Genomic DNA, 26,856 nt, shown 5'->3' on the forward strand with positions numbered 1-26,856 from the left:
CGGAACAACCGGTCGGAATAAGACCGGTCGTTCACAGCGTCCTCGCTGTGATTGCCACCCCGCAAGCAGGATGGACTTTTCAAAGGAACCTCGACCATCCAAAGATGGACGGGGTATCAACATATCTGGCGTTGATTTTTGGCACACTGTTGAGTTCTCAAGGAACGGACGCTTCCTTTGGGCCCTTCTCACAGGGTCCTCCGGGCGCTTCCCTTCGGTGTTTCAAACACTATCAGGCTTTCTCGGCCCTCCTGACCACCGCCCCCGCTTGCACCCCGAAGGGGGTGCGCACAGTGGTTTAGACCAGTTAGCATCTCGGCTTGATGAGCGCTGCCGGCCTCCGACTCACTGTCGCGTCGGGGCCAAGCAGGGCTACGACCCTACCGCCGGACCGGCAGACGACGCAAATCGTTTCCGGTGCCCACCTAGGTCCGTCAACTGGGAGATCTCAGACGGAACTAGGACTTCTCATGACCTACTCTTCAGAACGGTGCGTCGTCCCGGATCAGACAGTGGCGACGCCGTACGAATCTCCGCCCCTGGAGGCTCCATGACCACAGTGACGTCCCCTCTTGCCGGCCGGGCCATCGGACTCGCGGCAGTGCCCGATCCGGTGTTCTCCGGGGCGATGGTCGGGCCCGGGACCGCCATTGACCCCGTGCGGGAACCGTCGGAGGCCATCTCTCCCGTCGACGGCATCATCGTGTCCCTGCACCCCCATGCCTTCGTGGTCGTCGACGACGAAGGGCATGGCGTGCTCACGCATCTCGGTATCGACACCGTGCAGCTGAACGGCGAGGGCTTCGAGCTGCTCGTCAACAAGGGCGACACGGTGCGGCGCGGTCAGGCGGTGGTGCGCTGGGACCCGGCGGCGGTCGAGGCCGCCGGGAAGTCCGCCATCTGCCCGGTCGTGGCGCTCGAGGCCACGGCCGACGTCCTGTCGGACGTCCGCGAGGACGGCGACGTGAAGGCCGGCGAGAGCCTCTTCGGCTGGCAGTGACCCCGTCGGCGTCAGTGACGGCGAGTCCTAGATCCATCGCGGCGGCCGGGCCGCCGCCCAATCGGAGACGGTGAAATGGAGACAACGCTGCGAGGCGTCGGCGTGAGCCACGGGGTGGCGATCGGCGAGGTGCGGCACATGGGCACGGCGGTTCTCGAACCGCCGGTCAAGCAGAACCCCACGCAGGACGCGGAGCGCGAACAGGGGCGCGCCCGCAAGGCCGTGGAAGCCGTGGCCGCCGACCTGATTGCTCGGGGCAATCTGGCAGGTGGCGAGGCACAGGCCGTGCTTGAGGCACAGGCCATGATGGCCCAGGACCCGGAGCTCATGTCCGATGTCGAGCGCCGTATCGCTGTCGGCAGCACGGCCGAGCGCGCGGTGTACGACGCGTTCGCGGCGTACCGGGCTCTGCTGGCGGGCGCCGGAGAGTATCTGGCGGGACGGGTCGCGGACCTGGACGACGTACGCAACCGGATCGTGGCGCGGTTGCTGGGTGTGCCGATGCCGGGTGTGCCGGACAGCGACGAGCCGTATGTACTGATCGCTCGGGATCTGGCACCGGCCGACACGGCGCTGCTGGATCCCACCTTGGTGCTGGGCTTCGTCACGGAGGAGGGCGGGCCCACGAGCCACAGCGCGATTCTGGCACGGGCGCTCGGCGTTCCGGCTGTGGTCGCGCTGCCGGGTGCGGGTGAGCTCGCCGAGGGCACCCTGATCGCGGTCGACGGCAGCACGGGAGAGATCTTCGTGGAGCCGAGCGACGAGAAGCGGGCGCTGATGGAGCAGGCCGCGGCCGAGCGCAGGGCGGCGCTGGCGGCTTCGAGCGGACCGGGCGCCACGTCGGACGGGCACAAGGTGCCGTTGCTGGCGAACGTCGGAGGGCCCGCGGACGTGCCTGCCGCCGTGGCCGCCGGTGCCGAGGGTGTCGGTCTGTTCCGTACCGAGTTCCTGTTCCTCGACGACAGCGAGCAGGCTCCGTCGCAGGAGAAGCAGGTCGAGGCGTACCGGAAGGTGCTCGAGGCGTTTCCCGAGGGCCGGGTGGTCGTGCGGGTGCTGGATGCGGGTGCGGACAAGCCGCTCGACTTCCTGACGCCGGCCGACGAGCCGAACCCGGCGCTGGGTGTGCGCGGGTTGCGTTCGCTGCTGGACCACCCGGAGGTGCTGCGCACACAGCTGTCCGCGCTGTCGAAGGCTGCGCAGGGCCTGCCCGTCCACCTCGAGGTCATGGCGCCGATGGTGGCGGACCGCACGGATGCCAAGGCGTTCGCGGACGCCTGCCGGCAGGCGGGGCTGGAGGCGAAGTTCGGGGCGATGGTGGAGATCCCGTCCGCCGCGCTGCGGGCGCGTTCGATCCTGCAGGAGGTCGAGTTCCTCTCGCTGGGAACCAACGACCTCGCCCAGTACACCTTCGCCGCCGACCGTCAGGTGGGTGCGGTGTCCCGGCTCCAGGACCCGTGGCAGCCCGCGCTGCTCGACCTCGTGGCGCTGTCCGCGGAGGCCGCGAGGGCCGAGGGCAAGAGCTGTGGTGTCTGTGGTGAGGCTGCCTCCGATCCGCTGCTCGCCTGTGTGCTCACCGGTCTCGGAGTGACGTCGCTGTCGATGGGTGCCGCGTCGATCCCGTATGTGCGGGCGACGCTGGCGAAGTACACGCTCGCCCAGTGCGAGCGTGCTGCCGCGGCGGCACGTGCCGCGGACACCGCGGAGGAGGCCCGGGTGGCCGCGCAGGCGGTGCTGTCCGGCGAGTAGGCGCCTGCAGTCGCGGCCCGAGTGATCCGGTGAACCGGGAGAGAGGGGGCTTTCCGCCGAGGCGGAAAGCCCCCTCTCGTATCAGTGGTGGTTCTCCGGATCGTCGGTGGTCACGGGGAATCCCGCGCAGTACTCGACACCGGGTTCCGGGGAGAGAGGGTCGCCGGTGGCCGCGTCGGTGCAGTACGCGCTGAACACCTCTCCCGCGGTGAGCGGGTCGAGGCGGCCCTGGTGAAGACGCCATCCATGGAGGTGGTCGGGGGTGCCCGGGGTGCTGGTGCGCAGCACCACTCCCCCGGAGCCCCCGAGTGCGATGCCCGCGGCGAGGACGCTGACGAACTCGGCGCCTTCCCCGGCGTCGATCTGTGCGGAGGGGGCCGACGGCGGGCCGCCCTGGGCGTGCAACGTGGCGAGGAGCTGTTCGTCAGGGCCGGGAACGCTGCAGACGAGGTGGTGCTCGCCCGGCCCGGCGAGCTCGAGGAGGCGCATCAGGATGCGCGAGGCCCGGTCGAATGCGGCGCTGCCGATGTCCTGGCCGCAGTCGGCGCAGACGCCGAGGTCGGCGAGGAGCATGGTCGCGTACTCCCAGGTGGCCTGGCGGACGGTGCGGTTGATGAGCTCGGGGAGCAGAGTGCCCATGGGCTGGCCGGTGTAGGGAACGCTTGCGCCACGGCCCGCGAGCTGGGCGGTGAATCGGCTGCGGCCGGCCGGGGCGTCGGCGTCGATGCCGGCTTCGCCGCAGTATTCGGCGAACTCGTCGGGGTCGAAGAGGGCCACGGATGTGTGCAGTTGCTGTGCGGACAGGGTTTTCAGCAGTTGTTCCGACTGCCTCAGATAGGTCGGGTAGTCGTCGAAGGCGAAGGTGCGGTAGCGGCGCATCTGCGTGAAGTCCTGCTCGTCGGCGAGGATGCCGACGGTGCTCGGAACTTCGCGGCGCAGGGCGCGCCTCATCGCTGCGTGGCCGCCGGTCCGCCGGGACCGCTTGGGCTGCTTGGACTGGTTGATGTGCGCCATGCCGATTCCCCCGGTGTGCTGTCGATCATTCGTGACTCACGGTAGTGGGAGGCACTGACAACGGCGGGGCCGGCAGCCGGTCGCGTACGAGTCGGCTCTGCACCAGGCACACCGTGCAGAGGCCGGCGCCGAAGAGGGCCCAGCCGAGCGGGCCGGCAGCGATGGTGGCGGTCATGACGAGCGGTCCGAGGCTGCGTTGGGCCGAGTTGGCCAAGCCGTGGACGCCGAGGTAGGCGCCCTGGGCCTGCTCCGGCGCCAGGGCCACGGACAGTTCCCAGGACGCGGTGGCGTGCAGCATCTCGGCGAACGTCAGCGCCACGGCGGCGACGGTGAGGGCGATCGTCGCGCCCCACGCTCCGCCGAGGGTCGACAGGCTCAGGGCGACTGCCCCCATCCCGAATGCCGCGGCGAGGGGCCGGAGGAGTCGGCGGGCGGCGTGGCTGGTGGCGCCGTGACGCGCGAGCGGGATCTGGAGGCCGACCACCATCACGTTGTTGAGGACCATCAGCAGCGGAGCCAGGCCGTGCGGTGCGTCGGTGGCGTGCACGATCCACAGCGGCAGTCCGACCTTGAAGACCGCGTCGTCGAGCAGCAGGAGCGCCTCGGTCGCGGTGTACAGGAGGTAGGTGCCATCGCGCCAGGGGCCGCCGGCTGGTTCTCCGGGGCCGGTGGTGGCGTCGTCCGTGGTTGGCCTGACGGCCGGGACGGGTGCTTCGCCGCAGCGCACGATGAGCAGGGCCGCCGTGAGGGACGCGATGCCGTTGCCGACGACCAGGGCCTGGTAGGCGAGGGTGGTGCCGACACCGAGGGCGGCCGCGGCCGCAAGACCTCCGACGGCGAACCCGATGTTGGAGACGGTGCGGTTCACCGCCTGGTAGCGCACCCGGTCGGGGCCGGCGATACGGGCGGCGTACAGCTTGGTGAGGACGCTGGTGGCGCGGTCGCCGAAGCTGCCTGCCGCGGAGAAGGCGATCAGCAGCACGTACTGGTCGGTTGTGAGCAGGCAGAGTCCCGCCGCGGCGCGAAGCAGTTGCATCGCGAGCAGCAGGCGGTTGAGGGACATCCGGTCGGCCAGGCGTCCGGCGACGGGGGAACCGGCGACGCCGATGCCGGCGGAGACGGCGATGAGGATGCCGACCTCGGCGACGGTGAGGCCGGTGACGTAGGTGAAGTAGAGGGCCCCGGTGGCTGCCCAGAGGCCGTTGCCCGTCTTGTCGACGAGGGCCGTCCAGAGCATGCGGCGACCGTCGGGGCCGCCCGGTATGCGTTCTTCGAGTGTGCGCCGGCGCTGCTTGTGACTCACGGCTCCCCCACCTTGACGCGCGTTATGTATTGGTACATAATTTATTACGTGGCAGCACAATATTCGATCTCCGGCACGACCGCCAGCACGATTGCCGCCTCCGTCGAACGGGCAGTGACTGAAGGCGATTTGGGGCCGGGAGACGCACTCCCACCGGTGCGCAGGCTCGCCGATGACCTGTCGGTCAGCCCGGGCACGGTGGCGACCGCCTACAAGGAGCTGCGCGGTCGCGGGCTCGTCGTCACCCGCGGCCGGGGCGGCACGATCGTCGCGGCGGCACCTTCGGTGGCCTCACGTCGGCCACCCAAGGTGCCGCAGGGGCTGCGGGACCTGGCCGGCGGCCATCCCGACCCGGCCTTTCTGCCGGATCTGGTGCCGCCCGGCCGGCTGTCGGCCGGCGTGCGCTCGCACCGTGCGACGCCGCGGCTGCCGGAACTCGAGGAAACGGTCCGGGCCTGGATCGGCGGTGCGGGCGTGCCGGCCGAGCACGTCACGTTCGCCCACGGGGCTCTCGACTGTGTGGCACGACTGCTGGCCACCGATCTGAGGCCGGGCGACGCGGTCGCGATGGAGGACCCGGGATATCACCATCTGCTCGACCTGGTGCAGGCGTTGGGACTGCGGTCGGTGGCGGTGGCCGTGGACGACGAGGGGATGCGGCCCGAGGCACTCGAAGCGGCCGTGCGCGCCGGTGTGCGGGCCGTGGTGTGCAGCCCGCGAGCGCAGAATCCGTACGGTGGTGCGTTCTCGGCCGCGCGGCGGGACGCTCTTGTGGCAGTGCTGCAGCGCGCGCCGGACGTTCTGGTGATCGAGAACGACCACGCGGCGGACATCGCGGGTGCACCGCTCCACTCACTGGTGTCCGGCGGCCTTGCGCGATGGGCACACCTGCGGACCGTCACCAAGTTCCTGGGCACGGACCTCCGATGGGCCGCCGCCGCCTGCGACCCCACGACACTGGCGCGCCACGACGGGCGTCTGCTGTTGACATCGGGCTGGATCAGCCATCTGCTCCAGCGCACGGTGCTCGGGCTGATGACCGATACGGACACGACGGCTCTGGTGACCCGGGCCCGCTCCGCCTACGGCGAGCGGAGGAAGGCTCTGGTGACGGAACTGGCTTCCCATGGGGTCGCGGCACACGGCGTGAGCGGGATGAATGTGTGGGTGCCCGTCCGGGACGAGTCCGCGGTGGTGAACGGCCTGCGTTCGCGGGGCTGGTGGGTCGCGGCCGGGGCTCGGTTCCGGGTCTCGTCGGCCCCGGGAGTGCGCATCACGACGGCGGATCTGCTTCCCGCGGACGCGGTGCGGCTGGCCTCGGACTTCGCCGGTGTGCTGGGCGAGTCCGAGACCACGTACGGGGGTTAGCGACCCGGCCCACGGGAGCGTCCCGCGGGCGGCGGAGCGGCTATGTCCGGGTGCGGGCGATGTCCTCGTAGAAGCGGAGGAGTTCGAGGTCGTCGACGGAGCCGGGGTTGACCGCCTTGGCCAGCGCTGTGCCCTGCAGCAGGCGTTTGACCGGGACCTCGATGCGCTTGCCGGTGAGCGTGTGGGGTACGCCGGGGACCTCGATGATGTCGTCGGGCACATGGCGCGGCGAGAGGTTCTCGCGGATGGACTGCTTGATCCGTGTGCGGAGCCCGTTGTCGAGAACGGCGCCCTCCGCGAGGTGGACGAAGAGCGGCATCCAGTAGCCGCCGTCCGGCTCCTCGAGGCCGATGACGAGTGACTCACGGATCTCGGGAAGGCGTTCGACGACCTCGTAGATGTCGGCGGAGCCCATCCGGACACCCTGGCGGTTGAGCGTGGAGTCGGAGCGGCCGTGGATGATGACGGAGCCCCGGTCGGTGATGGTGATCCAGTCCCCGTGCCGCCATACGCCCGGGTACATCTCGAAGTAGCTCTCGCGGTAGCGGCTGCCGTCGGGGTCGTTCCAGAAGCGGACCGGCATCGAGGGCATCGGGTTGGTGACCACCAGCTCGCCGACCTCACCGATCACGGGCTTGCCCTGCGGATCCCAGGACTGGAGGTCGGTGCCGAGGCAGGCGGCCTGCAGTTCGCCGATCTCGACCGGGAGGGTGGGGACGGCGCCGGCGAAGCAGCTGCACACGTCCGTCCCGCCGCTGACGGAGGCGATCCACAGGTCGTCCGCCACCTCGTCGTGCAGCCAGCGGAAGCCGTCGGGCGGCAGTGGGGAGCCGGTGGTGGCGACGCACTTCACCCGGGACAGGTCGAAGTCCCGCCCGGGATGGACGTCTGCCTTGGCACAGGCCATGACGTAGGCGGCGGAGGTGCCGAAGAGGGTGGCCCCGGTGCGCTCGGCGACGCGCCACTGGGCGCCGGTGTCGGGGTGGCCGGGGCTGCCGTCGTAGAGGACGACGGTGGTGCCGGTGAGCAGACCGGAGACGAGGAAGTTCCACATCATCCAGCCGGTGGAGGTGTACCAGAAGAAGCGGTCGCCGGGGCCCAGGTCGCAGTGCAGGCCGATCTGCTTGAAGTGCTCGAGCAGGATGCCGCCCTGGGACTGGACGATGGCCTTGGGCAGGCCGGTGGTGCCGGAGGAGTAGAGGACCCACAGGGGGTGGTCGAAGGGGACCTGCTCGAAGACGGGACCCGTGTCCCCTGCGGTGACCGCGGACCAGTCGAGGGTGCCCTCGGGGGCATCGGTGCCGAGCAGCGGGATGTGGACGACCGCGCGCAGGGTGGGCAGTTCCCGGCGGAGTTCGGCGACGGTGGCGGTGCGGTCGTGCTCCTTGCCGCCGTAGCGGTAGCCGTCGACGGTGAACAGGACGACCGGTTCGACCTGCTGGAAGCGGTCGAGGACGCCGCGGGCGCCGAAGTCGGGGGCGCACGAGGTCCAGACGGCTCCGACGGCGGCCGTGGCGAGGAACGCGGTGACGGCCTGCGGGATGTTGGGGAGGTAGCCGCTGACGCGGTCCCCCGGGCGTACGCCGAGGGCGCGCAGTTCCGCGGCCAGGGCTCCGACCTGGCCGCGGAGCTCGGACCAGCTGATGGGTGATGGCTCATGTGTCTCGTCCACATGCAGCAAGGCCGGGTCATGTGCGCGTGCCGGGTCTTCGGCCGTGCGCAGGGCGTGCTCCGCATAGTTGAGGGTGGCGCCGGGGAACCACCGGGCGCCTGGCATCGAGCGGTCGGCGAGGACCCGTTCGTACGGGGCGGAGAAGCGGACCTCGAACCATTCGGCGACCGCCTGCCAGAACGTCTCGAGCTCGTCGACGGACCAGCGGTGCAGTGCCGGATATCCGCCCTCCGCGGGCGCACCGTGGCGTTCGGCCGCCCAGGCCTGGAAGCGGGTGATCCGGGCGGCGGCGACGCGGTCGGGATCGGGCTGCCAGAGAGGGGCAGGGTTCGCTGCTGAGGTCATGGGGCGGCTCCCGGGCTGGCTCTACGCGGTGTGTGCGTGCGCCGCGCACGGGCAGGGTGTGCGCGGACGCGGCTGACAGGACGATGCCATGTGATCGTCCTTCGCACCAGGGCGGATCCCCCATGGTCGGGTCGGCGAATATGTGCTCCCACCATGGGTGAACGGCAGTTGAACAGAGCTTCCGAGCCCGCATCCGGGTGGCAGGCTGAGCCGCATGGACGGTCGTGATCTGCTGCGCGCGGTGAGAACTTTCGGTACGGCACAGGGCCTGCGAGCGGCCCGCTCGGCGTGGCGCCGGCATCGGACCGACTCCGTGGGACTGCCGGCGCGCGGGGCCGAGCGGGCCAGGGTGCCGGGGCCTGCCGACGGTGCGGAGCCGCTGCCGGGCGGCGGGACCGTGCGGTTCGCGCGTTCCGAGCTGCGGATCGTGGTCACGGTCGGCGGGGCGGTGTTCCGTGGGTGGGACGGTGCACTGCCGGAGCCGTCGTACGCGCTGGCCGGTGCTCCTCCGGAACCGGATCCACGGGCCGGTCTCGAGCCGGACAAGGACGGCGGCTGGCGGGTGGTGTCCGAGCGGCTGACCGTCGCGGTCTCGCGACACGGCACGGTGGAGATCCGTACGCCGGGCGGTGTGGTGTTGCGCCGGGACCTGCCGCCGCGCTGGTGGGAGCCGGTGGGGGGCGGGCCGGCGCGGTGGGTCCAGCGGAGCGAGATCGCGGCGGACGCGCGGCTGTTCGGTCTCGGCGGCCGGGCCTCGGGCCCTCGGCTTCGGGACGGCTCGTACCGGCTGTGGAACACCGCTCCGCGGGTCGGGTTCGGTCCCGGGGACGGGCCCCTGCACATCACCATGCCGGTGCAGACGGTGGTGGCCGATGCGGGCACCCATCTCGCCTTCCACGACAACACCTGGGAGGGCCGGGTCACCGTGCGCGAGGGCGAGGAGGGTGCCGGTTCCGGCCACGACAGGCCCGGCACGGTCGAGGTGCGGATGGACGGCGGACCGCTGCGCAGCTGGGTGCTGGTGGGGACGCCGGCGCGGGTCCTGAGCGGCTGGGCGCAGCTGACCGGAGCGCCCGCGCTGCCCCCGTCCTGGGCGCTGGGCCCGCAGCACGTGCGGCGGACCGGGGGCGAGGAGGACGTGCGGCGGACCGTGGCGACCCACCGGGACCTGGGCCTTCCGCTCTCCGCCGTCCACGTCGGCAGCGCCCCCGACGAGGCGCTGCCCGGGCCGGCCGGGGATCTGGAGCGCTTCCCCGGTCTGCCCGCCCTCGCGAAGGACCTGCGCGAGGACGGCGTGCGGCTGGTGCGGGCGGTGGATCCGGCGGTGCCCGCCGTGCCGGAGGACGCGCGGTACGGGTACGGCTGCGCCGCGGGGCTGTTCGTACGGGACGGGCGGGGCGGCGAGGTGCTCGGTACGGCCGGCCCCAGGGACTGCGTCTTCCCCGACTTCACGGATCCGCGGGTGCGCGAGTGGTGGGAGGGGTTGTACGGGGAGACGACGGCGCAGGGCTTCTCGGGGGTGTGGCTGGATCGGAACGAGCCGGTGGCCTGCACCTCCTTCGACGGCCTGACGCTGCCCCGCTCGTCGCGGCATGCGCTGGACGGGCACGGCGGCGACCACCGGGAGGCCCACAACGTGTACGGGCTCGCCATGGCGAGGGCCGGCCATGAGGCGCTGCGCCGGCAACGGCCCGAGGAACGGCCGCATCTGATCTCCCGTTCCGGCTGGGCGGGCATGCAGCGGTACGGCGGTGCCTGGGCCGGGGACGTCACATCGGGGTGGCCTGGGCTGCGTGCCTCGCTGTCGCTGGCGCTGGGCCTGGGGCTCTGCGGCGTTCCGTACTCGGGCACGGACGTGGGCGGCGCCGCCGACGGGCTCTCGGCGGAGCTGTATCTGCGCCGGCTCCAGCTGGCGGCGTATCTGCCGCTGTCGCGTACGAAGGAGTCCGGGGTGCCCTGGGCGTACGGGCCGGCGGTGAGCGCGCACGCGCGGGCCGCCCTGGCGGAGCGGGAGCGGCTGGGTCCCTACTTCGTGACGCTTGCGCAACTGGCGCGGCTCACCGGGGCGCCCTACGTGCGCCCGCTGTGGTGGCGTCATCCGGCGGACCGCGCACTGAGGGACTGCGAGGACGCGTTCCTGCTGGGCGACGCGCTGCTGGTGGCGCCGGTCCTGGAGCCGGGCGCGGACCGACGTGCCGTACGGCTGCCCCGCGGCCGGTGGTACGACACGGTCTCGGGCCGGCCGTACGACGGTCCCGGTCAGGTGCTGGTGGACGCGCCGCTGTCACGGATCCCCGTACTGGCGAGGGCGGGGGCGGTGCTGCCGGTGCTCGCGGAGCGGAGCGGCGGCAGTGGGGCGGACGGCACGGGCGGCCGGGTCGGTCTCGAGGTGTGGGCGCCGGCGCCGGGCCGCAGGGGCGGCGGGCTGGTGGTGCGCGACACCGGCGACGGGTGGGACGAGCCGGAGATCGAGCGGTACACGACGCGGCTGACGGGCGGGCGTGTGGTGGTGGAACGGGCCACGGACGACGGGGCGGTCGCGGTCGAGGGCCCGGTGCGGGTACGCGGACAGGAGTGATGTGCCTGGCCGGCCCTCAGCGGCCGTAGGCGCCGCCGAACCAGTTGCGGGCCGCGATCGTGTGGAGGGGGAAGGCGAGGTCGGCGGGGGCGTGCAGCAGCCGCCAGCCATCGGTCTCGTCAGTGGGGACGGACGGCGGCAGTTCGGCGGCGAGGCGCGCAGGGAGTAGCCCGAAGACGAGCAGATGGCCGGCCGGCGAGCTGAGGACGTCGGCCAACCGTACTTCGTGCTGCGACGCCTCGATGCCGGTCTCCTCGCGCAGTTCGCGCACCACCGCGTGTCGCCAGTCCTCACCGTGGTCGATGAAACCGCCGGGGAGGGCGGTGCCGTCGCGGGCGGGTTCGACGGTGCGCGTGATGACGACGAGTCCGGTGCCGTGGGTGTCGCGGACGGGCAGCAGGGCGACGGCGACCGGCAGCGGGTTGCGGTAGGCGGTCTCGCCGCAGGCGGGACAGGTGCGGGGCCAGCCGGCGTCGGCGCCGAAGGGCGTTCCGCAATGGCCGCAGTGGGAGTCCTTGGGCACGGGCGGACTGTATCCGATCACTCTTTCCCGGCGGGGTGGTTGCTGATAAACCGTTGCTGCATGACTCGACTTGGTTCCGCTTTCCGTGTTCTGACCGCCGCGGCCGCGGCTCTGTTCTGCGTCACCTCCGCGGTACCCGTCGCGCAGGCTTTCCCGGAGCCCAAGGCGCCCCCGGAGTTCGTGGCGCTGCGCACCGTGGCACCCACGATCATCCAGGAGATGCGGTACACGACGGACCACAACTTCGTGGGCGAGCCGGTGGACGGCTACCGGCAACCGGTGTGCATCGTCACACGGCCGGCGGCGCAGGCACTGCGCCGGGCACAGTCGCGGCTGCTGTCGCAGGGGTACTCGCTGAAGGTCTACGACTGCTACCGCCCGCAGCGGGCCGTCGACCACTTCGTGCGCTGGGCGAAGGACCTCGAGGACGAGGCGATGAAGAAGGAGTTCTATCCCCAAGTCGACAAATCACGTCTGTTCGCGGACGGTTACATCGCGGAGAAGTCCGGGCACAGCCGCGGCAGCACCGTGGACCTGACGATCGTGAAGCTGCCCGCGCAACCGACCCGCCCGTACGTGCCCGGTGAGGCGCTCCTGCCGTGCTATGCGCCGCAGGCCGAGCGGTTCCCCGACAGCTCGGTCGACATGGGAACCGGATTCGACTGCTTCGACACGCTGTCGCACACCGACGACCCGCGGATCACCGGCGAGCAGCGGGCAAACCGGGACCTGCTGAGGGGCACCCTGGCAGCGGTGGGGTTCGTGAACCTTCCCGAGGAGTGGTGGCACTTCACGTACAAGCCGGAGCCGTTCCCCGACACGTACTTCGACTTCCCCGTCGCCGTGCGTTCCGTCGCGGGGCACCGGGCGGGCTGACGCGAGACGCCGGGGCGGCTACGGTGCCGGCATGGCGAAGCAGCAGATGTTCGAGTCGTACGAGGAGTTCTGGCCCTACTACGTCGCGATGCACTCACGGGCGGCGACCCGGTGGGTGCATCTGACAGGCACGCTGACCGGGCTCGCGGTCAGCGTGTACGGGCTGGCGCGGGGCCGGAAGCGGTATGCGGCGGCTCTGCCTCTGATCGGGTACGGGACCGCGTGGCCGGCCCACTTCCTCATCGAGAAGAACAATCCGGCGACGTTCGGCCATCCGGCCTGGTCGCTCCGCGGTGATGTGCAGATGATCCGGATGATGCTGGCCGGCAGGGACGCCGAGCTGGCGGAGATCGCCGCCAAGTGGCTGGCGGAGCACCGCTGAGGCCGGCCGTCCGTGCGCTCATGGCCCCATGGCCGGTGGCAGCACCTTGACACCGGCCCTCTCCCCGGCCGGCAGCCGCCGTGAACTGCGCGTGCAGGCCGCCTCCTTGACGCCCCGTCACGGTGGGTGAAAACTGCCCTCTCGTCAGCTGCGCCGCATTTCCCGGCGCGCACGCACATGGAGCACGAACCCTGCACGGAGGACCGGCTGCCCCGCGGCCGGGCCAGGGCCAAGGAGCAGCCATGAGCAACGCAGACATATTCCTCGGTGAGGTCATCGGCACCGCGATACTCATCCTCTTCGGCGCAGGCGTCTGCGCCGCGGTCACCCTGCACCACTCCAAGGCGAAGGCAGCCGGCTGGGTCGTCATCGCCTTCGGCTGGGGCTTCGGCGTGCTGGCCGGCGCGTACACCGCCGCGCCGCTGTCCGGCGGCCATCTCAACCCGGCCGTGACCGTGGGCCTGGCCGTCGACACCGGCGGGTGGAGCAAGGTGCCGCTCTACATCCTGGCGCAGATGGTGGGCGCGATCCTCGGCGCGGTACTCGCCTACCTGGTCTACTTCGCACAGTTCCAGGCCAATGCGGACATCAAGAACGCCCAGCCCACGCTGGGGATCTTCGCCACGGGCCCGGAGATCCGCAAGCCGTGGGCCAACGTCCTCACCGAGGTCGTGGCGACGGTCGGGCTGGTGCTCCCGCTCCTCGCGTTCGGCAGGAACGACGGCATCGGCATCGGCCGGATCCCCGGCGAGGAGGCCGGGATCTACGGCTCCGGCATCTCCATCCTGCTGGTGTCGCTCCTGGTCGTCGGCATCGGACTCTCGCTCGGTGGTCCGACCGGCTACGCCATCAATCCGGCCCGGGACCTCGGTCCGCGCATCGTGCACGCACTGCTGCCGATCCCCAACAAGGGGACCTCCGACTGGGGTTACGCCTGGGTGCCGGTGGCCGGGCCGATCATCGGCGGGCTGCTGGCCGGACTCGTCTTCAACGCAGCCTACTAGGGCCGTCGGGCCGCCCGGCCTGCCGCCGGCTTCACCCGACGCCGATGAGACAAGGGGACGTCATGACGGACAAGTTCGTCGCCGCCATCGATCAGGGCACCACGTCCAGCCGCTGCATCATCTTCGACCGACACGGAGCCGTCGTCGCCGTCGACCAGCGCGAGCACCGCCAGATCTTCCCCAGGCCAGGCTGGGTGGAACACGACGCCACAGAGATCTGGTCGAAGGTGCAGGCCGTCGTCGCCGGCGCCCTGGCCAAGGCCGGCCTGCGCGCCGACCGGCTCAGTGCACTGGGCATCACCAACCAGCGCGAGACGACGGTCCTGTGGGACCGGGCCACCGGAAGGCCCGTGCACAACGCGATCGTCTGGCAGGACACCCGTACGGCCGCCCTCTGCCACGAACTGGGCGGCGCGGACGGACAGGACCGCTTCCGCGACACCACGGGCCTGCCGCTCGCCAGTTACTTCTCCGGCCCCAAGGCGGCCTGGTTGCTGGACAACGTGCCCGGGCTGCGCGCGCGGGCGGAGCGGGGCGAGATCGCCTTCGGAACCGTCGACTCCTGGCTGATCTGGAACCTCACCGGCGGAACCGAGGGCGGCGTGCACGTCACCGACGTCACCAACGCCTCGCGCACCATGCTGATGGACCTCGGCACCCTGCAGTGGGACGGACGGATCCTCGCCGCGATGAATCTGCCGGAGGCGATGCTGCCCGAGATCCGGTCCTCGTCGCAGGTGTACGGGACGGCCGTCGGGCAGCTCGCCGGTGTGCCGGTGGCCGCGGCCCTCGGGGACCAGCAGGCCGCGGTCTTCGGCCAGGCCTGTTACGACACGGGAACCGCCAAGAACACCTATGGCACCGGCAGCTTTCTGCTCCTCAACACCGGCGACCGGCCCGTGCCGTCGAAGAGCGGGCTGATCACGACACTCGGGTACAAGATCGGCGACGAGGCGCCCGTCTACTGCCTGGAGGGCTCCATCGCGATCACCGGCGCCCTCGTCCAGTGGTTCCGCGACCAGCTCGGCATCATCCGCTCGGCCGACGAGATCGAGACCCTCGCCGCCGGGGTGGAGGACAACGGCGGAGCGTACATCGTGCCGGCCTTCTCCGGCCTCTACGCACCGTACTGGCGCTCCGACGCGCGGGGTGTCGTCACCGGCCTGACCAGATACGTGACCAAGGCGCACCTGGCGCGGGCGGTGCTGGAGGCGACGAGCTGGCAGACGCGCGAGGTCGTCGACGCGATGTACCAGGACTCCGGGGTGCGGATCACCACGCTGAAGGTCGACGGCGGAATGACCGCCAACCATCTGCTGATGCAGCATCAGGCGGACGTGCTGGCCGTGCCGGTCATCCGGCCGAAGGTCTCGGAGACGACTTGCCTCGGCGCGGCCTACGCCGCGGGGCTGGCCACCGGCGTCTGGTCGGACCTGGACGAGCTCAAGTCGCACTGGCAGCGCGATGTGGAGTGGTCGCCCCGGATGGAACCTGAGGTTCGCGAGCGGGAGTACCACAACTGGCGCAAGGCGGTGGAGAAGAGCTTCGGCTGGGAGGAGACCGGCCAGGGCTGAGACCGCCTGCCCGCGCGCCTGTCCGCGCCGCGAGGTCCTGGCTCCTTACGCGCCGTGAAGCCCACGGCCCGTACCCCGGTCGGTGGGGGTACGGGCCGTGTCACGGCGAAGCATTGCCTCCGGTGGTGACTCAGGTGGTGGCGGGTTCCCGTTGCCGGTCCGCGCGGGCGAGCGCATGCTCGACGACCGCGACGAGGATGTTCTTGACCGACTCCCTTTCCCGAGCGTCGCCGATCAGCAGCGGCACCTCCGGGTCGAGGTCGAGCGCGGCCCGTACCGTCTCGGCCGGGTACCGCTTCGCCCCCTCGAAGGAGTTGACCGCGACCGCGAAGGGAATGCCCCGGCGTTCGAAGTAGTCGATGCCGGCGAAGCTGTCGTCCAGGCGGCGGGTGTCCGCGAGGACGATCGCACCGAGTGCGCCCTGCGCCAACTCGTCCCACAGGAACCAGAAACGGTCCTGCCCGGGTGTACCGAACAGGTACAGGACGAGATCCTCGCGGAGCGTGATGCGCCCGAAGTCCATGGCCACCGTGGTGGTCGTCTTGCCCTCGACCCCGGCGATGTCGTCGACCGGCCGCCCGGCCTCGGTGAGCCTCTCCTCGGTGCGCAGCGGCTTGATCTCGCTGACCGCGCCCACCAGGGTGGTCTTGCCGACGCCGAAGCCGCCTGCCACCAGGATCTTCAAAGTCACCGGCTCGATCGGCGCCTTGCGGCGGCTAGAGCGCCCGAAGGCCATTGATCACCTCTCGGAGGATGCTCACGTCCGGCAGTTCGGCCGGCGGTACGGGACGGGTTACGTGCACGAGGGCGTCGTCGACGAGATCTCCGACGAGGACGCGGACCACACCGACGGGCAGGTCGAGCCCGGCGGCGAGTTCGGCGATGGACTGGGGTGCGTCGCCGCAGCGTTCGACGATCTCGACGTGTTCCGGCGAGAGCGTCTGGTCACGGCCGGGGTCGTCGGCTGCGGGCTCCGGCACGACCAGGGCGATCAGGTCGAGCCGGTGCCGGCCGGCGTGGCTGGTGCGGCCACGGGTCATCGCGTACGGGCGCACCACCGGGCCCGCGTCGGCGTCGATCCAGTGGTGCGATCTGCGACTGTGCCGGACTGAGTCACTCATGGGCCGCCTCACCCTCCGGCGGCCGGACCGGTCCGTGGCGCCGTGACGAGGTGTGCTCCGACACGCTTGACCATCAGCGTCATCTCGTACGCGACCTGGCCCACGTCGGAGTCGGCGTCCGCCAGGACTGCCAGGCAGCTGCCGTCACCGGCCGCCGTGACGAAGAGGAACGCCTCGTCGAGTTCCACGACGGTCTGCCGGACCTGCCCGGCGTCGAAGTGGCGGCCGACCCCCTTGGCGAGGCTGTGGAAGCCGGAGGCCACGGCGGCCAGATGCTCGCTGTCCTCACGGGTGAGTTCGCGTGAGGTGCCGGTGGCGAGGCCGTCACTGGAGAGGACCAGAGCCTTGCGGATGGTGGCGACGCGGTCCACCAGCTCGTCGAGGAGCCAGTTGAGCCCGCTCGAGCGCTGGGCCCCGAGCTGGGCTCCGGTGACGTCGGTTGCTGCGGCGTGCGGTGCGGTCATCGACCGTCCCCCTCAGATGTCGGTCCTGGTGCGGTCCGGCCGTCGCCGGTCTGGTCGGTGGCTTGCTCGGCGGCGGTTTCCGCGGCGTTGTGGCGACGGCCGCGCTGCCAGCCACGCTGCATGGAGGCCATGCGGTTGCGGACCTCCTCGGCGTCCCGTGCCGGCTCGCGGCCGGCGGCGGTCGCGGAGGGCTGTTCGGCGGGGTCCGGGGCCCTGAGCTGGGGTGCGAGGCTGGCCTGCCGTACGCGGCGGGGCAGTCCGTCGAGCGGCGGAGTCCCGCCCGGCGCGGGGCCGCCGTCGGGCTGCGGTGCCGGCCGCGTCCCGGCGTCGTGGGACGGCGGCACGGGCAGCGGCCCGGACCTCGACCGGTCCCGCCGCTCGGATGTGATCGGCGTAGGGGCGGCGGTGAGCGGCGGCCGAGCGAACGGCGTCGGCTCCGCCGGCCGCCCCGGCTCCGCGGCGGGGTGGCTGCGGCCGCCGGTGCCGCGCTCGTCGACCCGCCGGCCGTGGTCCGCGACGAGCGTGGGAGGCCTGCGCCTCGGCAACGGGACGGGGCCGGCGACACGGTGCTCTCCCGGCTGCGCCGCCTGCGGGTGGTGCTGGCCGACTCCGTCGCCGCGGCGGTCACGCCGGCGGGCCCGGAAGATGCCGCCCCGCTCGCTGTCGCCGTCGTCCAGGTCGGCGAGACGGTTCTGGCCGGCCTGGTGGTCCGGGTCGGCGTGGTGGTCCCGGTCGCAGGGCAGGGAGCCTTCGTGGCCCAGCAGCGAGCGGTCGCGCTCGTCGAGGCCGAACGCTCCGACGGGTGCTTCCAGTTCGACGGGGCCGTCGAGGAGAGCAGCGCCGTTCAGACCGGTGGGCACCTTCGACAGGGCCGCCTGCCTGCTGTCACGCCGTCCGGCGGCGCTGTCGCTCTTGCGGTCGAGCCGGAAACCGACACCCTGGGTCTCCGGCGCCTCCGTGAGCAGCGCCGCGGGGATGAAGACCACGGCGGTGGTGCCGCCGTACGGGGACTGCTGGAGCGACACCCGTACGTTCTGGCGCTGGGCGAGGCGGCTGACGACGAAGAGGCCGAGCCGGTCGGTGTCGGAGAGTTCGAACTCAGGGGTCTCCGCGAGTCGCAGATTGGCCTCGAGGAGGGCGTCGGCCGCCATGCCGAGGCCACGGTCGTGGATCTCCAGGGTGAAGCCGTTGGCGACCCGCTCGCCGAGGACCTGCACTCCGGTGTGCGGGGGCGAGAACACCGTGGCGTTCTCGAGCAATTCGGCTATGAGGTGGGTGAGGTCGGCCACCGCGGGGCCGCCGACGCCGATACGCGGCAGCCTGCGCACCTCGATCCGCTCGTAGTCCTCGACCTCGGCGACCGCGGCACGCACGACGTCCATCAGCTGGATGGGCTTGCGCCACTGCCGCGAAGGGGCGGCGCCCGAGAGGATCACCAGGCCCTCCGCGTGACGCCGCATGCGGGTGGTGAGGTGGTCGAGGCGGAACAGGTCGGCCAGTTCCTCCGTGTCCTCGGTGCGCCGTTCCATGGTGTCCAGGAGGGACAGTTGGCGATGGAGCAGGACCTGGTTGCGGCGGGCGAGGTTGACGAACACCTCCGAGACGCCGCGGCGCATGTCCGCCTGGCGCACGGCGGCCTCGACCGCCGCCCGCTGGAGGGTGTTGAGCGCCTGACCGGCCTGACCGATCTCGTCCTTGTCGTACTCGAGGCGCGGTGCCTCCGTCTCGACGTCGACGTGCTCTCCGGCGGCGAGGCGGCGCATCACGCTGGGCAGCCGTACGCCGGAGACCTCATGGGCCTCCTTGCGCAGCCGGGTCAGGTCGCGGACCAGGTCACGTCCGATCCGAACGGAGACGATGACGGAGACGAGCAGGGCGAGGAAGCCCAGGACGCCTGCCACGCCGGCCTTGACGAGGACACCGTACGCGGCGGGTTCGACGCGATCCTGGTAGCGGTCGCGGGCGTCGGCCGCCTCACGATCGAGGTTGTCGAGGACCGGTGTGGCCGCCTGCTGCCAGCGCTCGATCTCGGACACCGGGAGCGCGTCGGCCGGGCCGCCCGCGATCAGTCGCTCCTCGGTCTCCCGCAGCGGCGCGGTCTCCGGGCTGTCCCAGTACTCCTCGAACCGCTCCCGGTCCTTGGCCGGCAGTAACTCGAGGTTCGTCTCGTAGTAGACCTGCCGGTGTGCGGCGTGGTCGGAGAGTTCGCGGATCTCCCGCGCCGACACTTTCCGCGCCGTGAGCGAGGAGGCGATGAGGGCGTCCTCACGGGCGAGCATCTCGCGGGCACGGGAAAGGCCGACGAGAGCCCGGCCCTGGCGTTCCAGTTCGACGTCGTCGATGGCGTGCAGCGTCAGCAGAAAGCTGTGCGAGAGGTCGATGATCCGGTTGAAGATCTCCAGCACCTGCGGGCGGGTGACGGTGTTGGTGCCCACCGACCGGCGGAGTGCGCCGATACCGTCGAACGCGTCGACGAGCGCGGTGAGTTGCTCGAGCGACTCGGGGGTCATCTCGCTTCTGAGGGAGGACTTCCGGGCGTTGTTCCGGATGTCCGCCAGGGCTTCGTCGGTGGCCTCGCCACGGTGGCGCAGTGCAGGCAGCGCGTCGGCGGCACGGCGGTCGGCGAGATAGACGAGCGTCTGCCGGCGCTCCTCCTGGATGACGCCGACGGTGTCCTGGACCGGTATTCCGACCTGCTCGGCCACCGAGGCGGCGTCGAGCAGTTGGCTCGCCTCCCGACCGGTCAGTACGGTGGCGAAGCCCCACAGTGCCGTGAGGGAGACCAGCGGGACGAGCAGCAACGCCACGATCTTCCGGCGGATGGACTTCCCGCGAAAGCGCATGGCCTCCCCCTGCTCGACCCCGCACGGCGCGGGTGGTGTCCGGTCAGCAAACGGCGTGAGCCTACTACTGCCGCACAGCCAACTCGAAGACTCGTCCGGACGGTTTTCGGCCGCGATGGCGTCGTCTGATCACGGGATGTCCCGGTATCCGGGGAGATGGCGTTCCCGGCCGCACCGGGTGTCGGCGACGGCACACCATTTATCAGACCCGGGCAGATGGCCGGAATCGTTCGGTGCGCGGGAATCATCGCCCCTGGTCGTTCGTCCTTCAGGGCGGGGGCTCCTGGGGTTCGCAGGCGCCACGCGCATCGAATCCGGCCTTTGTCGCCGGGTGTTCCGGTCCGCGGGCCGTGCAAAGAGTGCTGCGATCGTGCCGCGAAAGCGCGGCCGCCGGAGTACGGCGGAAGAATCCGGGCACCCACCGTGGAGTCGGACAAAGGTGGGGAGTGACACGATCCATGGACACGGACGAGCGTCGTGACGCGGCGCCGACGGCGGACGACGCGCATGTGCCGCGGCAGCTCTGGGTGGAGGAGCCGGTGGCCAGACGGCGTATGGCCGACCCTGTCCGTGCAGCGGCGGTCCGTTCGGTCATCATCATTTCCCTGACGATCATTCAGGCGATGGCCGCGTTGCTCTTCACGCTCTCCGGGGCGTGGCTGGCGTTCCCGGTGGTGCTGAGCTCCGTGGCCAGCACGGTGATCGCCACATGGGCCGTGCTCGATGTGTGGATCACCCGCCAGGTGTGGAACCAGCGCAACGGCGTGGTGTCGATGCCGAGCAGCACCGCCCGCGGGCTGCGCCGCGAGCGCCGCCGGACCCGCCGGGCGGCCCGTGCCGCCGCCCGCGGGCCCTCACGGATACGGCGACGCGGCAGCGGCAGGCTCTCGCAGGCGTGACGCCAGGGCGGTTGTCGGCGCCTGGGCGCCCGTCACGCCTGCCGGTCCGGGGCGGCCCCGGTCGGCTGCGTCTCGGCAGCCGTCTCCACCGTGGGCTGCTCGGGCAGCGGGGCGCGCTTGAACATACGCGTCGCGGTGATCTCTCCGTGTACCGTCGCGCCCGTCGGGTCCAGCTGCGGCAGACCGGGGCGCAGATGTTCCTCGACGCTGATGTACTTCAGGCCCGCCCTCAGGTCCGCGTCATTGCGCAGCCGGATCACCAGCGGGAACTCCGCCAGGGCCGTCGTGTCGAAGAGCCCCGTGGTGTAGAGCAGTTGCACGCCCAGCGCGTCGGACACCGCACGCTGGAGCTCCAGCAGATACGTAGCGTTCGCCCGGCCGATGGGATTGTCGAGGAACAGCGTCCCCGCGTGCCGGTGCCTGTCCCGGCCGCGGTCGTTACTGCGCAGCGCGGCCATCGTGCAGTACAGCGCGATCGCCGCGGTCAGCAGCTGGCCGCCCGAGAACACGTCGCCCATCTGCCCGACCGGCACCCGCTCGGCCCGCAGCACCGCGTCCGGCTTGAGGATCTCCACGGCCACGCCCCGCGGTTCGAGGGCCGCCTGCACACCGCGCAACAGCAGCGACATGCCGTCCCTGCGCAGATCGGAGTTCTTCCGCACGGCTGCGCGGGTCGCCTCGTCGATGACCTCGCCGAGCCGCTCCGCGAGCGTGGCGTGGTCCGGTTCCTCGAAGCGGATGCGCAGGAACTCCTGCCCCGACCACTCCCCGAGTCCCTCCGGCAGACGTGACAGCCGCTGCGCGGAGCGGAGCGTCGCAAGCGCCGACTCCACGAGGCCGCGCAGCCGGTCGACGATGGTGTCCCGATTGCGCTCGAGCTGCTCCAGCTCGTCGGTGAGCACCCGCAGCCTGGGGGCGAACGCCTCCGCCCACTTCGCCGCGTGCTCGGGCAGCGCGGCCGCCGGCAGTTCGCGGATCTGCTGGCGGGCGGGGGTGCGCACCTGCTCGTAACGGGTGGAGTTGGCGTGCCGTACGAGCACGTCGCTCGCCTCCCGTACGGCGGACTCTGCGGCGGACAGGTCGGTGGCGCAGCCCCGCAGCGAGCGGCGTGCCTCCGCGGCTGAGTGGCGTGCCTCCTCGAGGCTGCCGGGATACGGCTCCGGGGGCTGCGGCGTCTCGTCTTCTTGATGGTGTTCGCGCAGCAGATCGCGAAGGAGTGCCGCCGTCTCGTCGAATCCGCCCGCCGCGTCCTCCGCGGCGCGGTGGGCCTGGAGCAGTCCGGCGTGTGCGGCGCGGGCCGCCTCCAAAGTATCCGTACAGGCGGCGAGTTCGCCGGTGGCCGTGCGCAGGAGCGCCTGGGCGTGCTCGGCGTCCTCGGGGACGAGTTCGTCGGGCAGGTCCGTGTGCGCCCCGCCGTCGGCGGGGGCGAGACGCTCGGCCTCGCCGCGCAGCCGGCCCAGCTTCTCGCTCGCCTCCGAGGCACGCGACTCCAGCATCTGCACGAGGGACTCGGCCCGGACCACCGCTGCCTGACGGGACGGCCCGTCGGCGCCGTCCGTACCCTCCAGCAGCTGGGCCGCGCGGGTGCGGACCTTGTTGGTGAGCCGGTCGAGTTCCGCGAGCGCGGCGCTCTCGTCGCTCTCCGCACGGGCCTGCTCGGCGCGCAGGTCGGCGCCGACGCCGACCTTCTCGTACAGCTGGGACGCCGCGCGGTACGCCTCACGCAGCGCGGGCAGCGAGGAACGGGCGGCGCCTTGGTCCTGCTCCGGCAGAGTCTCGGGTGCTCCGGCGATCTCGGCCCGCTCGGCCCGCAGCGCGCGAGCCGTACGGCGGGCGTCATCACCGGCGCGCTGGGCGGCACGGCGGTCCTCGTCGGCGGCCTTCGCACGCTCCAGACAGCTCGCGGCGCGCGCCTCCGACTCGGCGGCCTCTTCGGCCAGTTCGCGGAGTTTGACCTGCCAGCCGGCCCGCTCGCGCAGCCTGAAGGCGAGGCCCGCGAGGGCGTCCGCGGCCCGGCGGGCGCGCTGCGCGGCGTCCTGCCGCTCGTCACGGATGCGGGCGGCGTCGGCAGCCGCCTCCTCCGCCTCGGCGCGGGCGGTGCGGGCCTCTGCAAGCGCTTCCCGCACCTCCTCCGCCACCTCGCGGGCAGTGCGGGCGCCTTCGGCGAGTTCATCGAGCATGCCGGGCGGGCAGTCGGCACGCCATGCTCCGAGTCGGGCCCCGATGGCCCGGTCGGCGGCGAGACGAGCGGCGAGCGCACGGATGTCCTCGTCCCGCGCGGCCGCCCTGGCACGCAGCGCGTGGCGCTCCTCGTCGGCGGCGTGCTCGTCGTGCATCGCCGGGTTCGGCGGCACCAGGAACACATCCCCGTCGCCGTCACCGGTACCGGGCTGAGGAACGGGGGCGAGCAGGGCGGCGGCAGTCCCGACGGCCACGGCCGACCGCGGCAGCAGGGCCGCGCCCGCGAGCACCGCACGTGCCCGGGCGTGCGAGGCCGGGTCCGTGATCACCACGCCGTCGACCAGCTCCGGTCGCGCCGCCAGCACGGCGGCGTGGTCCGCGGGGTCGACGGACTGCGCGAGATAACGCCAGCCGGGCAGGGCGGGGATGCCGTGCTCGCCCAAGTACTCGACGGTGGCCAGGACATCGGGACCGGGGGGCAGCAGCCCGCCGTCGCCGAGGGCGCCGAGAATGCGGGCGTCGTCGGCGGCGGCGGTGCGCAGGTCGAAGAGCTGCCGCTCGGCGGAGGTGACGGACTGGTCGAGCAGCTCACGCAACTCGTCGGCGAAGCCGTCGAGTTCCTCGACGGTGAGGGGACCGTCGGCACCCCGGACCCGCCGGCCGCGGGGGCCGTCGTCGCCGGTGGGCGCGGTGACACCACTCGGCGCAGCGGCACCTGTGGAAGAAGTGCCGGGAGCACCGCCGCCCCGTGCCGCAGCGACGTCTGCAGAACCGGCATCGCCGGGCGACGGCTGCGGGGAGGTGGCGGGCGTACCGGTGGTGTGCTCCGCTGCCGATCCAGCGGCCCAACCAGCGACTCCGGTGCCGTCGACGGCGGGCCGCGGGGAGGTGCCGGCGGCACCCGCGGCGCCGCGGGGGGACGGGACCGCAGCGGGCGGGGCCGGCGGGGCAAGGCTCAGCAGGTCCCCGAGGCGGTCGTCCGCCGCGATGGACTCGGCGGCTCGGCGTTCCGCCTCGTACGCGTTCTCCGCGGCCTGCGCCGCGTCGGCCGCGCGGGCCGCGGCCAGTTCGGCGCGGCTCTCCGCCGCAGCCGCTTCCTTCGCGCGGTCCGCCGCGGAGCGGGCCGACTCGCGGGCCTCGTCCCACGCGGCCACCGCCGTCTTCTCCGCGTCGCTCGCCGCCAGTGCGGCGCGCGCCGGGTCGGCGTCGGGAGCGGTGTCGTCGAGCCATCCGGCCCGTACCGCCTCCGCGGTCTCCTGCTCGACCTCTGTCAGCCGCTGGCGCAGATGGCCGATCTCGCTGCGGGCGCGCTGCGCCTCTGTCGCGGCGGCGGTGGCGTCGCGGTGGGCGGCCTCCGCCGTCTCCTGCAGTGCCCGCGAACGCTCTTCCTGCTCGTTGGCGACGCGTTCGCCGTCCTCCGCCGCCGTGTGCAGGGCCCGCACCAGGTCGCCTGCCGCCTTGGCGCGGGCGGCGAGCGCGGGAGCGGCATCGAGCTCCGCCTCGCGGATCGCCGCGGCGACGCGGGCGGAACGGTCACTGGCCGCCCGGTGCCGGAGCACCGCCTCCGCTGCCAGCCAGGCGGAGTGCAGCGTGCGCGCGTCGATGAGCTCTCGGCGTTGCGCCGCCGCGCCCTTCTCCGCGGCCGCGAGTGCCAACGACGCGTGGCGAAAAGCCAGTTCGGCGGCGACCAGGGAGCTGCGGCTGCGGGCCTGTTCGGCGCCGGTGACCGTGTGGGCGGCGGCGGTGACCTGCTGGGCGAGGTCCGCGGCGCGGGACCGCTCCTGCGCGGCGCGGGCGAAGAGGCGACGCGCCAGGGTACGGGTGCGGCGCTCGGCGCCGACGTGGATGTCGCGTGCCCTGGTCCTGATCTCGGCCGCGTCGACGATACGGCCGAGCAGGTCGACGGACCCCGCCGTGAAGTCCCGTTCCGCGGTGAGCTCCGCACGGCGGCCCAGCTTGTTGCCGAATCCGCTGACGAGATCGGCGAGGCCGTCCGTGTCGCGGGTGTCGGTGACGGCGCGCAGCAGCAGATCGGTGAAGTCGGAGTCCTTCTTCACCGCGAAGAGACCGGCCGCCTCTCCCTCGTCGGCGTTCATCTCGCGCTGGTAGCGGAAGAGCTCGGGGTCGAGGCCGAGGTCACCGAGGTGCTCGTTCCAGCGGTCGTGGATCTCCTCCCAGTAGACCTCGAGGTGCGGATACGCCTTGCCCGCCTCGGTGACCGCGTCACGGAAGCCCTTCATGGTGCGGCGGCGTCCCTGGGCGCCCGAGGCGCCCTCGACGGGCGGGCGGACGGCGGTGGCCTCGGCCACGGGCAGGGAGTCGAGGCCGAGGCCGGGTCCGGGTCGGAACGAGTACCACGCCTCGGCGAACTTCCGCGGGTCGTTCGACACCTGGCGCCCGCGCCACTCGGAGACCTTGCCGACGACGACCAGTTCACCGGTGAGCGTGTGCTGCCATTCGAGGGCGACGTGCCCGCAGTCGTCGGCGAGGAGGAACTTGCGCAGGACGCCGGAGCTGGCCCCGCCGAGGGTGTTGCGGTGTCCGGGCAGCATCACGGAGAAGATCAGCTTCAGCAGGACGGACTTGCCTCCGCCGTTCTCCAGGAAGAGCACGCCCGCGGGCGCGGGGCGGCGCGGCGGGCCGACCGGCTCCTCCTCGAAGAACTCCGCCTGTGTGGGGGCGGGGTTGGGCACGGGCTCGCCGACTCCGCGCAGGTCGAGCACGGTGTCGGCGTAGCGCGCACCGGCAGGACCGATGGAGTAGAGGCGGACCCGGGACAACTCGTACATGGCGGCGGACTTTCGGTTTCGTCGATGCGGTTACGCGTCTGGGCGCTTACGCGTCCTGGTCGTTGCGTGTCGTGGCGGTTGCGCGTCGTGGCGGTTGCGCGTCGTGTCGGTCATGCGTGGAAGGGCAGGCCGGCGTCGGCGACCAGTTCGAGGTCGTCGCCGTCCGGCGGCGCCACCAGCGTCGCGGATCCGTCGCTGACCGGGACGACACCCAGCTCCAGCAGCTCGGCCATCGCGGCGCTGCCCGCCATGTCGCGGACCTGCAACTGGTAGCGGGCGGTGGTGCGGTACGCGCCGCCGGCGTCGTCGCCGGTCCGCTGCAGGAAGCCGGAGTCGGTGAGGAAGGCGACGGCCTTGCCGACGATGCCGGTGGTCGAGCCGGCAAGGCGGCGGGCGTCCTTGGTGGCACCGGTCGCGCTGCGGCGCGCGTACACCCGCCAGGCGGCCTCCAGGCCGGGAGCGTCACTGGCCGGATCGGTGTTCTCTCCCTGCTCGTCCGCCCGCTCCTCCAGGCGTCGGCACGCCTGGCGTACGAAGGCGTCGACGCCGTTGACGGTGATCCGGCCGACGTACCCGTCGTCGGCGAGGTCCTCGGGGCGGGGGAACGCCAGGGCGGCGACGGCGAGATGGGCGAGTCCGTGCAGGAAGCGGTCCGCGGAGTCGGCCGCGGCCCGGCGTGCGTAGTCGCCCATCCGTACCGCGAACACCGAGTCCTCTCCCGCGGTGACGGCCATGCCGGCGCGGGGCGACACCTCGAGCACGACCAGGCCGAGGCCGGTGGCGACGGCGTCGGCGAGGCGGGCGAAGGCGGTGTCCTCTCGGTAGCGGCGCAGCAGTTCGGCGTATTCGGCGTCGCGGGCCGGGAGCAGTTTGGGCTGCAGGCCGAAGGAGACCAAGCGCGCGGCGTCGGCGGCGTCGGCGGGCGTGACGGTGCCGCCTGGGGCGGTGGAGACGGGGCCGGCCGGTGGCCCCTGAGGGGCGACCGGCTCGCTCCACGCGGCGTCGGGCTCGGCGTGGTGGTCGCTCACGGCGGACTCCTTGGGGGCGGTGTGGTGGTACGGGGTCGGCTGGGTCGGTGGGACGGGCGGTGGGGGCGAGGGCGGAGAGACGGGGCTGCTGCACGGAGCCTGTCTCGCTACCCGCTCCTTTACGGATCCGTGGCACCGCCCCGGGC

General features: G+C 72.1%; 19 protein-coding genes. 9 read left to right on the forward strand and 10 right to left on the reverse strand.

All coding sequences use genetic code 11. The features are described from left to right. The first annotated feature begins 550 nt into the window (after nucleotides 1–550). Together IE198_RS08575 and ptsP are read left to right on the forward strand one after the other, a co-directional pair. Complete coding sequence (locus IE198_RS08575; protein ID WP_189884422.1) at nucleotides 551–1,000, forward strand: PTS sugar transporter subunit IIA; 450 nt, start codon at nucleotides 551–553, stop codon at nucleotides 998–1,000. 75 nt (nucleotides 1,001–1,075) lie between these two features. Then, nucleotides 1,076–2,746, forward strand: coding sequence for a phosphoenolpyruvate--protein phosphotransferase (gene ptsP / locus IE198_RS08580; protein ID WP_189884424.1), 1,671 nt, complete (start codon nucleotides 1,076–1,078; stop codon nucleotides 2,744–2,746). A gap of 81 nt (nucleotides 2,747–2,827) precedes the next feature. Here the strand turns inward: ptsP and IE198_RS08585 are convergent, their stop codons facing one another. After that, nucleotides 2,828–3,760, reverse strand: a complete 933-nt coding sequence (locus IE198_RS08585) for a DUF8829 domain-containing protein (RefSeq protein ID WP_189884426.1) — start codon at nucleotides 3,758–3,760, stop codon at nucleotides 2,828–2,830. Nucleotides 3,761–3,785: 25 nt separating this feature from the next. Further along, nucleotides 3,786–5,063 (reverse strand): MFS transporter, encoded by a 1,278-nt coding sequence (locus IE198_RS08590; protein WP_308426798.1) that lies wholly within the window; start codon nucleotides 5,061–5,063, stop codon nucleotides 3,786–3,788. Nucleotides 5,064–5,111: 48 nt separating this feature from the next. Here IE198_RS08590 and IE198_RS08595 point away from each other — a divergent pair, with 48 nt between their 5' ends. Continuing rightward, nucleotides 5,112–6,431, forward strand: coding sequence for an aminotransferase class I/II-fold pyridoxal phosphate-dependent enzyme (locus tag IE198_RS08595; protein WP_229833799.1), 1,320 nt, complete (start codon nucleotides 5,112–5,114; stop codon nucleotides 6,429–6,431). Between the two features lie 40 nt (nucleotides 6,432–6,471). On the opposite strand, the gene IE198_RS08600 is transcribed toward IE198_RS08595, so the two are convergent. Beyond that, on the reverse strand, nucleotides 6,472–8,448 hold the full coding sequence (locus IE198_RS08600; RefSeq protein ID WP_189884429.1) for an acetoacetate--CoA ligase: 1,977 nt from the start codon (nucleotides 8,446–8,448) through the stop codon (nucleotides 6,472–6,474). A gap of 214 nt (nucleotides 8,449–8,662) precedes the next feature. Here IE198_RS08600 and IE198_RS08605 point away from each other — a divergent pair, with 214 nt between their 5' ends. Continuing rightward, nucleotides 8,663–11,026 carry a glycoside hydrolase family 31 protein gene (locus tag IE198_RS08605; protein ID WP_189884431.1) on the forward strand — a complete coding sequence of 788 codons (2,364 nt, stop codon included), beginning with the start codon at nucleotides 8,663–8,665 and terminating at the stop codon, nucleotides 11,024–11,026. A 16-nt stretch (nucleotides 11,027–11,042) separates the two neighbouring features. On the opposite strand, the gene IE198_RS08610 is transcribed toward IE198_RS08605, so the two are convergent. After that, a complete protein-coding gene (locus IE198_RS08610) occupies nucleotides 11,043–11,570 on the reverse strand; it encodes an NUDIX domain-containing protein (RefSeq protein ID WP_189884434.1) in 528 nt (175 codons plus the stop codon). 39 nt (nucleotides 11,571–11,609) lie between these two features. On the opposite strand from IE198_RS08610, the gene IE198_RS08615 reads away from it, so the two are divergent. The 4 genes from IE198_RS08615 (at nucleotide 11,610) to glpK (ending at nucleotide 15,385) form a co-directional block, all read left to right on the forward strand. Continuing rightward, nucleotides 11,610–12,425 carry a M15 family metallopeptidase gene (locus tag IE198_RS08615; protein WP_189884435.1) on the forward strand — a complete coding sequence of 272 codons (816 nt, stop codon included), beginning with the start codon at nucleotides 11,610–11,612 and terminating at the stop codon, nucleotides 12,423–12,425. Nucleotides 12,426–12,456: 31 nt separating this feature from the next. Next, on the forward strand, nucleotides 12,457–12,807 hold the full coding sequence (locus IE198_RS08620; RefSeq protein WP_189884437.1) for an Mpo1-like protein: 351 nt from the start codon (nucleotides 12,457–12,459) through the stop codon (nucleotides 12,805–12,807). A 242-nt stretch (nucleotides 12,808–13,049) separates the two neighbouring features. Then, on the forward strand, nucleotides 13,050–13,811 hold the full coding sequence (locus tag IE198_RS08625) for an MIP/aquaporin family protein (RefSeq protein ID WP_189884439.1): 762 nt from the start codon (nucleotides 13,050–13,052) through the stop codon (nucleotides 13,809–13,811). 62 nt (nucleotides 13,812–13,873) lie between these two features. After that, nucleotides 13,874–15,385, forward strand: coding sequence for a glycerol kinase GlpK (glpK, locus tag IE198_RS08630; RefSeq protein ID WP_189884441.1), 1,512 nt, complete (start codon nucleotides 13,874–13,876; stop codon nucleotides 15,383–15,385). Between the two features lie 130 nt (nucleotides 15,386–15,515). On the opposite strand, the gene IE198_RS08635 is transcribed toward glpK, so the two are convergent. Genes IE198_RS08635 through IE198_RS08650 form a run of 4 tightly spaced genes read right to left on the reverse strand, consistent with a single transcriptional unit; the run spans nucleotide 15,516 to nucleotide 19,813 of the window. Continuing rightward, complete coding sequence (locus IE198_RS08635; RefSeq protein WP_189884443.1) at nucleotides 15,516–16,121, reverse strand: GTP-binding protein; 606 nt, start codon at nucleotides 16,119–16,121, stop codon at nucleotides 15,516–15,518. Beyond that, entirely contained in the window at nucleotides 16,102–16,506 is a 405-nt protein-coding gene (locus IE198_RS08640) for a DUF742 domain-containing protein (protein WP_189884445.1), read from the reverse strand. Before IE198_RS08640 ends, IE198_RS08635 begins: the two co-directional genes overlap by 20 nt. Nucleotides 16,507–16,514: 8 nt before the next feature. After that, the gene (locus IE198_RS08645) at nucleotides 16,515–16,970 is read right to left on the reverse strand and encodes a roadblock/LC7 domain-containing protein (RefSeq protein ID WP_189884447.1); all 456 of its coding nucleotides are present in this window, start codon (nucleotides 16,968–16,970) and stop codon (nucleotides 16,515–16,517) included. Beyond that, nucleotides 16,967–19,813, reverse strand: a complete 2,847-nt coding sequence (locus IE198_RS08650; protein ID WP_189884449.1) for a sensor histidine kinase — start codon at nucleotides 19,811–19,813, stop codon at nucleotides 16,967–16,969. The genes IE198_RS08645 and IE198_RS08650 overlap by 4 nt, the downstream gene beginning before the upstream one ends. A gap of 458 nt (nucleotides 19,814–20,271) precedes the next feature. Here IE198_RS08650 and IE198_RS08655 point away from each other — a divergent pair, with 458 nt between their 5' ends. Then, a complete protein-coding gene (locus IE198_RS08655) occupies nucleotides 20,272–20,712 on the forward strand; it encodes a hypothetical protein (protein ID WP_189884452.1) in 441 nt (146 codons plus the stop codon). A 32-nt stretch (nucleotides 20,713–20,744) separates the two neighbouring features. Here IE198_RS08655 and IE198_RS08660 read toward each other — a convergent pair whose 3' ends face one another. Beyond that, nucleotides 20,745–25,682, reverse strand: coding sequence for a coiled-coil domain-containing protein (locus tag IE198_RS08660; protein ID WP_189884454.1), 4,938 nt, complete (start codon nucleotides 25,680–25,682; stop codon nucleotides 20,745–20,747). Nucleotides 25,683–25,792: 110 nt separating this feature from the next. Continuing rightward, the gene (locus IE198_RS08665) at nucleotides 25,793–26,710 is read right to left on the reverse strand and encodes a hypothetical protein (RefSeq protein WP_189884456.1); all 918 of its coding nucleotides are present in this window, start codon (nucleotides 26,708–26,710) and stop codon (nucleotides 25,793–25,795) included. Nucleotides 26,711–26,856 lie beyond the last annotated feature (146 nt).

Origin of the sequence: Streptomyces xantholiticus, assembly GCF_014651015.1 — a bacterium.
In the GTDB taxonomy this organism is placed as follows: Bacteria; Actinomycetota; Actinomycetes; order Streptomycetales; family Streptomycetaceae; genus Streptomyces; species Streptomyces xantholiticus.

Excerpts from the sequence above, each read along its gene's own strand:
- IE198_RS08575 (WP_189884422.1), top strand. The coding sequence starts at position 551 with ATGACCACAGTGACGTCCCCTCTTGCCGGCCGGGCCATCGGACTCGCG.
- ptsP (WP_189884424.1), top strand. The coding sequence starts at position 1,076 with ATGGAGACAACGCTGCGAGGCGTCGGCGTGAGCCACGGGGTGGCGATC.
- IE198_RS08585 (WP_189884426.1), bottom strand. The coding sequence starts at position 3,760 with ATGGCGCACATCAACCAGTCCAAGCAGCCCAAGCGGTCCCGGCGGACC.
- IE198_RS08600 (WP_189884429.1), bottom strand. The coding sequence starts at position 8,448 with ATGACCTCAGCAGCGAACCCTGCCCCTCTCTGGCAGCCCGATCCCGAC.
- IE198_RS08605 (WP_189884431.1), top strand. The coding sequence starts at position 8,663 with ATGGACGGTCGTGATCTGCTGCGCGCGGTGAGAACTTTCGGTACGGCA.
- IE198_RS08615 (WP_189884435.1), top strand. The coding sequence starts at position 11,610 with ATGACTCGACTTGGTTCCGCTTTCCGTGTTCTGACCGCCGCGGCCGCG.
- IE198_RS08620 (WP_189884437.1), top strand. The coding sequence starts at position 12,457 with ATGGCGAAGCAGCAGATGTTCGAGTCGTACGAGGAGTTCTGGCCCTAC.
- IE198_RS08625 (WP_189884439.1), top strand. The coding sequence starts at position 13,050 with ATGAGCAACGCAGACATATTCCTCGGTGAGGTCATCGGCACCGCGATA.
- glpK (WP_189884441.1), top strand. The coding sequence starts at position 13,874 with ATGACGGACAAGTTCGTCGCCGCCATCGATCAGGGCACCACGTCCAGC.
- IE198_RS08635 (WP_189884443.1), bottom strand. The coding sequence starts at position 16,121 with ATGGCCTTCGGGCGCTCTAGCCGCCGCAAGGCGCCGATCGAGCCGGTG.
- IE198_RS08640 (WP_189884445.1), bottom strand. The coding sequence starts at position 16,506 with ATGAGTGACTCAGTCCGGCACAGTCGCAGATCGCACCACTGGATCGAC.
- IE198_RS08645 (WP_189884447.1), bottom strand. The coding sequence starts at position 16,970 with ATGACCGCACCGCACGCCGCAGCAACCGACGTCACCGGAGCCCAGCTC.
- IE198_RS08650 (WP_189884449.1), bottom strand. The coding sequence starts at position 19,813 with ATGCGCTTTCGCGGGAAGTCCATCCGCCGGAAGATCGTGGCGTTGCTG.
- IE198_RS08655 (WP_189884452.1), top strand. The coding sequence starts at position 20,272 with ATGGACACGGACGAGCGTCGTGACGCGGCGCCGACGGCGGACGACGCG.
- IE198_RS08660 (WP_189884454.1), bottom strand. The coding sequence starts at position 25,682 with ATGTACGAGTTGTCCCGGGTCCGCCTCTACTCCATCGGTCCTGCCGGT.